The sequence below is a fragment of the Cecembia lonarensis LW9 genome (assembly GCF_000298295.1).
In the GTDB taxonomy this organism is placed as follows: domain Bacteria; phylum Bacteroidota; class Bacteroidia; order Cytophagales; family Cyclobacteriaceae; genus Cecembia; species Cecembia lonarensis.
The window spans coordinates 1-7,877 of the sequence record NZ_AMGM01000134.1 but is presented as its reverse complement, the minus strand read 5'-3'; the positions used below and the strand labels follow the sequence as shown (position 1 = coordinate 7,877).

Genomic DNA, 7,877 nt, shown 5'->3' with positions numbered 1-7,877 from the left:
GGGGATACAGGGACAGTATCTGATCATCCAGACCGCTGCTGAGTTCACGTTCACGTTTGCCGATCAGTTCAGGCTCAAAGTCTCCCTTCCGGTCCCGAGGTGTTGAAATATCTAAGTACCCAGCTTCGCTTACAACTCGTTTGGATGTCCTGCCATTCCGTTTATTGATATTGCCAGAGGCGCGCTCTTCGGTCAGAAATGAATCGATCTCACCTTCAAGAAGAGTATTTACCATACCTTGCAAAATCTCACTAAACGGACTCTCCTTTCCCAGTAATCCTTTCTTACTGTAAAGACGTTCTTTCAAACGTTCACTCATCTCAGGATCATTTAAGATCTCCTCAATTGTCTTTTTCTTGTTCATCTTGTGTAAAGTTAGCAGACACACTTAAATGAACAATCTCAAGCCATAACCTTATTTATAATACAACCACTTATAACTTTTTGAGGTTTTCTTGTTTCATAAAGTCAAAAGCTCCTTTTCTTAGGTTGATCCCATATTCCAAATAGGCCTTAAGGCAGGCCAGAAAATTTGCCCATCCTGCCGTATTGTTTTTAAGCCAGTTCAACCCTTCCTCATTGGCCTCCATTTCTTTTTCTTCCACCTTGACCAAGGTGCTATTCCCCTCATTTTTGGGCTCAAGGTAAATATTTACAGTTAGTGGGTGGCTATCTCCATCCCATTTAAAATTGATGGATTCATAAGGTTTTACGGATAAGATTCTGACCGGGAAACTTCCCGGGAATTCGGGAAACTCCCAATCCAGTGTTTTGCCTGCTTCCATTTTTCCTGAACTTTTGGAGATAAAGTATTGGGTCATGTGGCCAGGGTCCATGATCGCTTCAAACACTTCTTCCGGTGTTTTGCTGATCTGAAGGGAGGTGGAGATAGAAAGTTTGGTCATAGGCGGGTGGGAGATGATTTGAATTTACGCAAAAAAATAAAGGTGATGGTCACCATCACCTTTATTCTTACTTCTAAAAAAACAATTTTTTAAAATGTGGCTTTAAAAGCCTCCATTTTTTGGTCCACTTGGGTATCTACCATGAAGGAAACACTTACATTTTCCCAGCTCATGGTGATTTTGGCCACTTTGTTGTTTTCTGCAGAGATGCTGTATTGCAGTCTTTCCTGTACAGCAGGAAGCTGTTCAGCTTTTACCTTAACGGCCACCACATCGTCTTTAGCCAAAGCTTCTTCATCAATTTTTCCATCTTTCATGTAGTTGAACACGGAGTTGCCCTTAGCATTCAACCTTACGGTCCAATTTCCATCGGCTTCAGGGGTCATGAAAATGGAATACTTTCCAGCCCTTAGGTTTTTACCGTCGATGCTTACAGGAGTACTGAATTCAATCATGGTAGCGGCATTGGCACCTGCTCTCCAGGTCACGCCGTATTTTTCAATTTCGCCAAAGATTTTTCTCCCTTTTACAGCAGGGGAGGAGTAGTCAATGCTGATTTTGGTGAACCCGACATTTTGGGATACAGAGGCTGCCGGGCTGGCAGCCGGAGCTTGCAGTTGTGCCTTTGATTCTACCTGAATGCCAAAAAGGAACAAAAAGAAAATTCCGATAAATAGTAAATTTTGTTTTTTCATGATTTGTAGTTTATGGGTTTATGTAACGCAATGTAAAACGAGAAATCGGTACGCTTGTTTTGATAATTTTTGGAATGGTAAAAATATTATAGAAAGGGAAAAATACAGCAATTAAGTCAGAGTTTTGCTAACTTTTGACAGAGATACTATTAATCAACTTGATAAGGATGAAGACAGTGGAATATTTACCCCATATAGCGGATATCCGGATGAAAATTCAGGGAAGCACTCAAGAGGAACTTTTCAGGGCCGGAATGGAGGGTATTGGACGAATTTTGAAAACATCAGTATTTGAAAGTGTTGCTAAGGCTGATCAAATTCAACAATTTTCCCTGGATTCTGTGGATATAACAGCTTTATTGGTGGAGTTTTTAAATGAAGTATTGATGTATTCCCATACCCAAAAAGCAGTATTTTTAAAATTGGAGATAGGCTATATAGATGAGCATAAATTGACCGCCAAAATCTTTGGTATCAGGGTGGAGGACTTTGATGACGACATCAAGGCAGTCACCTACCATGAAGCCGATGTGATCATCAATGAATCAGGAATATTTGAAACCATTATTGTCTTGGATATATAAAGCATGAACTTAAAAAATCAATTGGTTAAAAAAAGTGATTACCTCTGGGAACTTCCTACCCATGTCAAAAAGGGGATGAAGGTACCGGTACAGGTGTATGCCTCTAAAAAGATTTTGGAAGAAATCGGAGGAGATAAATCTCTGGAGCAATTGACCAATGTGGCCATGTTGCCAGGAATTACCAAGGCATCCATTGTTATGCCAGATGTGCACGAAGGCTATGGTTTTCCCATTGGAGGCATCGCTGCCACTTCCTGGCCTGATGGGGGAATTTCACCCGGAGGGATTGGGTATGATATCAATTGTGGGGTGAGGCTACTGGCGTCCCATTTGAAGAGGGAGGATTTGCTGAGAAGAGGTGAAGACTTGGCAAAAGCCCTCTATGCCCAGGTTCCATCAGGAGTGGGAAAAGGAGGGAATATACTGCTCAGTGAGAAAGAGTTGGATGAAGTATTGAGAAGGGGAGTACAATGGGCATTGGAAAAAGGGTATGCTGTACCGGAGGACATTGCCAAGATTGAGTCTCAGGGGCAATTGGATAATTCAGACCCACAATTTGTTTCAGAATATGCCAAAAGAAGAGGAATAGATCAGTTGGGGACAATCGGCTCAGGGAATCACTTTGTAGAAGTTTCTTATATTGATGAAATCTATGATGAGGAGATTGCTGCTACTTTCGGCTTAAAATTGGGTCGATTAACCGTTTTGATTCACACGGGTTCCAGGGGATTAGGCCATCAGGTGGCATCTGATTATATGAAAGTGATGGTGGCGTCTATGGGAAAATATGGTATTTCTGTTCCAGACAGGGAATTGGCCTGTGTGCCTTTTAATTCTCAGGAGGGCCAGGAGTATTTTAAAGCCATGGCAGCAGCAGCCAATTATGCCTGGTGCAACAGACAAGTTATTACTTGGGAAATCCGTAATGCCTGGGAGGAATTTTTTAAAGGAAAAAACACCCAATTGGACCTCGTCTATGATGTAGCCCATAACATTGCCAAAGTGGAGGACCATGTAGTCAATGGAGAAAAGAAGAAATTGATTGTCCACCGAAAGGGATCTACCCGTTCCTTTGGACCTGGCCACCCTGAGGTGACGGATTGCTACAAGCAAACTGGTCAGCCTGTCATCATTCCCGGGAGTATGGGCACAGCTTCCTATGTGATGGCAGGGACAGCGCATGCTATGGAGGAATCATTTGGTTCCACCTGTCATGGAGCAGGAAGAAGGATGTCCAGAAGGGCAGCCCAAAGATCAGTCAACATCCATGAGCTGGAAAAAGAACTTGCAGGGAGAAATATTTTTGTACGTGCGGGTTCCCGTTCTGGGGTAAGTGAGGAAGCGCCAATAGCTTACAAGGATATTGACGAAGTGATAGAGGTAGTACACCAGGCTGGAATAGCCAAAAAGGTAGCCAGATTGAGGCCTATGGCAGTGATAAAAGGATGATCGGTCATTATCATTGTAGTTTTTTCAAAGTATTTATGTTAATTTTCATGTTAAATGATAAGCAATGAAACAGCTATTTTTATTTTTTCAGCCCGCCATATTCCTATTCATTGTAGGAGCCTGTCAAAACACTGGAGATGCTAATGGGCAATTGGCCGATTTAGGTAAGGATTTTGAGGAAGTTTTAGCTGTTCCACCTACTGAACAGCCATCAAATTTTCCATCAGAGGAGCTTGAAAACCCAGTAGGTAACCAAAGGATGTTGGTTAAAAGAGGAAACATGGAGTTTGAATCCGTCCAACTGGAAAATGACAATCAAAAGATCCGCAATATCCTTCCCCGTTTCAATGCCTATGTGGATTCGGAGAATTTCAGCAATAACGATTATTCAAGCAGTTACCAATTGAGCATCAAAGTTCCGGTTGCTCAATTTGAAGCCTTGATGGATACCCTTTCTTCTGTAGGGAAAAGAACCACCAATAAATCCTCCAATGCAGAAGATGTGACAAGACGTTACAGGGATTTGAATGCCACGATTGAAAGCAAAAAGGCTTTGGAAAACCGCTATAGGGAATTGTTGAGCAAGGCCACTCAGATCAAAGACATGTTGGAGATCGAAAGAAATTTAAATGACCTGAGAAATGAAATTGAAGGTTACGAGCGTAGTTTTAGAACCTTGCAAGGGGATATCAATTACAGTACCATCAATTTGTATTTCTTTCAGTTGAAGGACCAAAAACAAGCTGATAAACCATCGTTTTTCAATAGATTGGCAAAGGCTTTCCAAGGAGGTTGGGACATGTTTATTTGGTTATTGCTTGCTTTGGTAAGGCTGTGGCCTTTAGGGGTTTTGGCTGTGGGTATTTGGTTAATAATCAGCTATTTCCGAAAAAAGCAACAAAAATAGAAGCAAGAATTTTAAGAGAATTTTTAAAAAATAGTCATCCCGGGTTCAGGAAACCCGGGATGATCTGACTTATCATCAATCTCTTTTTTCGAGATATTTACTTCTTAAAAATTCCTTTTCTTCTTGCCCAATGCCAAATTCCTGCGCCAACAAAGCGTCAGCGGAGCCATATTTCTCTTCAATGGCTGACCAAGCTGATTCTAAATAAACTGCTTTGACACCCATCAAAGCTTTAGCCCTGTCTTCGGGAATTCCATACATGGCCATTTTACTAAGATCTGTTTTTTCTACGGCTTCGTTGGACCTTAAGAAATCTTCCATGATGGTGTCCCAGTCTGCGCCTAAGGCATGCAGGAATAAAGCGGAAGCCAATCCTGTCCGATCTTTTCCTGCACTGCAATGGAACAGCACTACAGCATCCTCTTCTTGGATCAGGTCGAATAAAGGTTTAAAGTCTTGAATGTATTCCACAAAGCCTAGGTTTGCTTCTATCATTAATTGATCCACATCCTCCTGCTGGAAATCCTCTTTGGTGAGGACTTGCATAAATTTTCCCATACCTGATTGATCCAAGCTACCAATAGGGGCATGAATCCAATTGACAGACATGCTTTCTGGAATAAAGTCCGGTTCCCTTTCAATTTCAAAGTCAGACCTGAAATCTATGATGGTATTAAGTCCAGTGGCCTTTAATTTTTGGGCATCCAAATCACTTAAATTTGAAAAACTTCCGGATCTAAAAATCAACCCTTCCCTTATGGTTTTTCCATCATTGATTTCAATTCCACCCAATTCACGGAAGTTGGGACTGGCGGTGATCCCGATATTAATCTGAGCTTGCAGGTTGCCAGCAATAAAGACAAGTAACAGGGCCTTCAAAAGGGCTTTTATTATTTTCATCATTTCTTTTTTTGTAAAATGCATCCCTTAACAAATCTGCTAAGGGATGCTTATTTAATTATCTAAGGAACCACATATCTGCGAAAATATCATCATTTCCGCCAAATTGTCTTTGGATAGCCTGTATGGCATTTTCTCGGTTGTTGTCAACTTCTCTTACAGGATATTGCCACCTTCTTGGAATTCTCCTTTGGGCGTTGGTTCCCTCACCTTCCCTAAATTGAGGGATACCCGTTCTTCTGAATTGGTATAAGGGCTCCCAACCAGAGTTTTGCCAAAAAGACACATATTTCTGTTCCAATATTTGCTCTAGTCCTTCTTGGTTGTTCCCTTTATAGGCAATATTTTCTAAGAATCTATTTACATCTACAGAAACATCTCCAAATGGAACCCCATTGACATCACCAACTGTGACCGTGGACCCTTGACTTAACCCATAGAAATCTAAAGAACCTTGTACTCCACGTAGATACCATTCTTCCGCATTGCCTTGTACCCAGCCCCTGTTGATAGCTTCTGCGATATTCAAACACATTTCAGAATATCCAATTAAAATATTGGGTTCGGGGATCACATCTGGACCTTGGAGGTACCGGATATAGTTGATATAAGAGAATTTCCCCTCAGGACCTAAAGATTCTGCAAATAAATCATTTTGTGGTCTGCTGTTATCAGCACCTCTGTAAGCATTGAAATCATCTATTGATCTGCCCTCTACATTAATAGCAAAAGGGGTGGGGGTTGCAACAATAAAAGTTCTTGGATCTTCATTTTTGGTCATCAATTCCAAGATGGTTTCAGAAATCGTAGTTTCATTTGGATAAAGTAAAATAAACTGTGTTGGGTACCTATTGAACACTGGAATAAACACGAAATTCAAATTGTCATCAATTCCCTCAAAAATGGGAAATTGGTCCGGGTTATCCAGGACTTGTTGGAACCTTTGCTTGATAGCTAAAGAAGGAGTGTCATCAGCCCTTTTACTTAAACTGATCAATACCCGTAACTTGTAGGAATTAACCGCTTTTCTCCACTTTCTTAAATCATTATTGTAGAAAATATCTCCGTCAATAGGTGCAGAGGTAGCATCAGCAATGATTGCTGCCAAATCCTGATTTGCCTCTTCCAATAAAGCCAATGCCGCAGCATAAACTTCTTCTTGGCTATCGAACCTTGGGGTCAGGTTTTCCAATCCTTGACCAGCCTCCATCATGGGAATATCTCCTACTCTTTGTGTCAACCAAACGAAGGTATAAGCGCGCAAAAATTTTGATATGGCCAGATACCCGTTTCTTTCAGGACCCAAAGCACTTTCAGCACTTTTTTCGAGCCTGATAATATTTCTTAACCAAGGATAAGAATTACCTGTATCCGTCCAATTGTACTGATTACTGCCACCATATAGGGGGAAAGTCAACCCGGTGGTGAATTGGTTTAATCTGCTCAACAATCCCACTAAGGGTTCATTTTCTGCCAAGTCGGCACCTCTGGCGACATTCACCAACAATTGCCTAAAGATAAACGCCGGTGGTACCGGATCATTTTCTCCGGCCACATTAGGGTTGTTAGGAAACTCCTCAAACATGTCCTGACAGCTTATAGCAGTAAACAATACCATTAATGCCAGAACTCTTAAATATATTTTTTTCATGATTTCTGTTCTTTTTAATTAAAGTGAAATGTTCAGATTGAAACCGAAATTCCTGATACCAGGTGATTGTAGGAAAGGGTTGTTGATGTCCTCTGAAGGTCTAAAGGAGCCAGAAATGTATTGGTCCACATCAATGTCCGTTCTTTCAGACCACAGGAATAGGTTCCTGCCCACTAAAGAGAAGGTAGCTGAACTTATTCCCAATCTATTGGTGATGGTGGATGGTAAGGTATAACCAATGGAAAGTTCTCTCAATTTGGTAAAGGATCTACTTTGAATATATGGTCCATTAAATCCTGACAAGGCAATGGCATAATCTTGTACGGTAGCATTTGCATTATTTGGAACAAAAGTCAATTCATCAAAATTGCTGATTCTACCATCATCTCCGAATCGTGGTGTTCCTTCTACCAAGATAACACCTCCGCCATTGAAGGCTGGGGTAACTACACCATTGTCCCTGAAGCTTTCCCATTCCTGTCTTCTGGCAATACCAAATGGGGAATTTCCTCCAGTGGTAAAATCAGCACCATTTCTGATTCCAATTTGCCACAGATCATTCAATAATACCCCACCTACTCTACCATCAAACTGAAATCCAAAAATCCAGTTTTTGTGGCTGAATGTATTTTGAATACCCCAAGCAAAGCTATTGTTACCATTGCCCACGAATTGATTTCCCAAAATTCCAGAAGGGCCTCTTAGTGGTAGACCTCTTGAGTCATGGATAACTTCTCCTTGAGGTGTTCTTTGGAGATCGGTGGTGAAAATTCTGTCTGTTCTGTC

At 41.2% G+C, this 7,877-nt stretch carries 8 protein-coding genes and 1 pseudogene; 3 read left to right on the top strand and 6 right to left on the bottom strand.

The genetic code is table 11. The features are described from left to right. The 3 genes from B879_RS19890 to B879_RS19880 all read right to left on the bottom strand — a co-directional run. Window positions 1–364, bottom strand: a 364-nt coding sequence (locus B879_RS19890) for a transposase (RefSeq protein ID WP_040401360.1), incomplete at its 3' end; no start/stop codon positions are given. Window positions 365–434: 70 nt separating this feature from the next. Continuing rightward, window positions 435–905 (bottom strand): SRPBCC domain-containing protein, encoded by a 471-nt coding sequence (locus tag B879_RS19885; RefSeq protein WP_009187024.1) that lies wholly within the window; start codon window positions 903–905, stop codon window positions 435–437. 89 nt (window positions 906–994) lie between these two features. Then, window positions 995–1,600 (bottom strand): DUF2911 domain-containing protein, encoded by a 606-nt coding sequence (locus B879_RS19880; protein WP_009187023.1) that lies wholly within the window; start codon window positions 1,598–1,600, stop codon window positions 995–997. 167 nt (window positions 1,601–1,767) lie between these two features. Here B879_RS19880 and B879_RS19875 point away from each other — a divergent pair, with 167 nt between their 5' ends. The 3 genes from B879_RS19875 (at window position 1,768) to B879_RS19865 (ending at window position 4,540) form a co-directional block, all read left to right on the top strand. Continuing rightward, complete coding sequence (locus tag B879_RS19875; protein WP_040401359.1) at window positions 1,768–2,184, top strand: archease; 417 nt, start codon at window positions 1,768–1,770, stop codon at window positions 2,182–2,184. 3 nt (window positions 2,185–2,187) lie between these two features. Next, the gene (locus B879_RS19870) at window positions 2,188–3,633 is read left to right on the top strand and encodes an RtcB family protein (RefSeq protein ID WP_009187021.1); all 1,446 of its coding nucleotides are present in this window, start codon (window positions 2,188–2,190) and stop codon (window positions 3,631–3,633) included. A 64-nt stretch (window positions 3,634–3,697) separates the two neighbouring features. Next, window positions 3,698–4,540, top strand: coding sequence for a DUF4349 domain-containing protein (locus tag B879_RS19865; RefSeq protein ID WP_009187020.1), 843 nt, complete (start codon window positions 3,698–3,700; stop codon window positions 4,538–4,540). Between the two features lie 75 nt (window positions 4,541–4,615). On the opposite strand, the gene B879_RS19860 is transcribed toward B879_RS19865, so the two are convergent. The 3 genes and pseudogenes from B879_RS19860 to B879_RS19850 all read right to left on the bottom strand — a co-directional run. Beyond that, window positions 4,616–5,443 (bottom strand): tyrosine-protein phosphatase, encoded by an 828-nt coding sequence (locus tag B879_RS19860; protein WP_238542177.1) that lies wholly within the window; start codon window positions 5,441–5,443, stop codon window positions 4,616–4,618. A 55-nt stretch (window positions 5,444–5,498) separates the two neighbouring features. Beyond that, on the bottom strand, window positions 5,499–7,091 hold the full coding sequence (locus B879_RS19855) for a SusD/RagB family nutrient-binding outer membrane lipoprotein (RefSeq protein WP_009187018.1): 1,593 nt from the start codon (window positions 7,089–7,091) through the stop codon (window positions 5,499–5,501). Between the two features lie 18 nt (window positions 7,092–7,109). After that, window positions 7,110–7,877 (bottom strand): annotated as a pseudogene (locus B879_RS19850) (SusC/RagA family TonB-linked outer membrane protein); the annotation flags it as partial.

Excerpts from the sequence above, each read along its gene's own strand:
- B879_RS19885 (WP_009187024.1), bottom strand. The coding sequence starts at position 905 with ATGACCAAACTTTCTATCTCCACCTCCCTTCAGATCAGCAAAACACCG.
- B879_RS19880 (WP_009187023.1), bottom strand. The coding sequence starts at position 1,600 with ATGAAAAAACAAAATTTACTATTTATCGGAATTTTCTTTTTGTTCCTT.
- B879_RS19875 (WP_040401359.1), top strand. The coding sequence starts at position 1,768 with ATGAAGACAGTGGAATATTTACCCCATATAGCGGATATCCGGATGAAA.
- B879_RS19870 (WP_009187021.1), top strand. The coding sequence starts at position 2,188 with ATGAACTTAAAAAATCAATTGGTTAAAAAAAGTGATTACCTCTGGGAA.
- B879_RS19865 (WP_009187020.1), top strand. The coding sequence starts at position 3,698 with ATGAAACAGCTATTTTTATTTTTTCAGCCCGCCATATTCCTATTCATT.
- B879_RS19860 (WP_238542177.1), bottom strand. The coding sequence starts at position 5,443 with ATGATGAAAATAATAAAAGCCCTTTTGAAGGCCCTGTTACTTGTCTTT.
- B879_RS19855 (WP_009187018.1), bottom strand. The coding sequence starts at position 7,091 with ATGAAAAAAATATATTTAAGAGTTCTGGCATTAATGGTATTGTTTACT.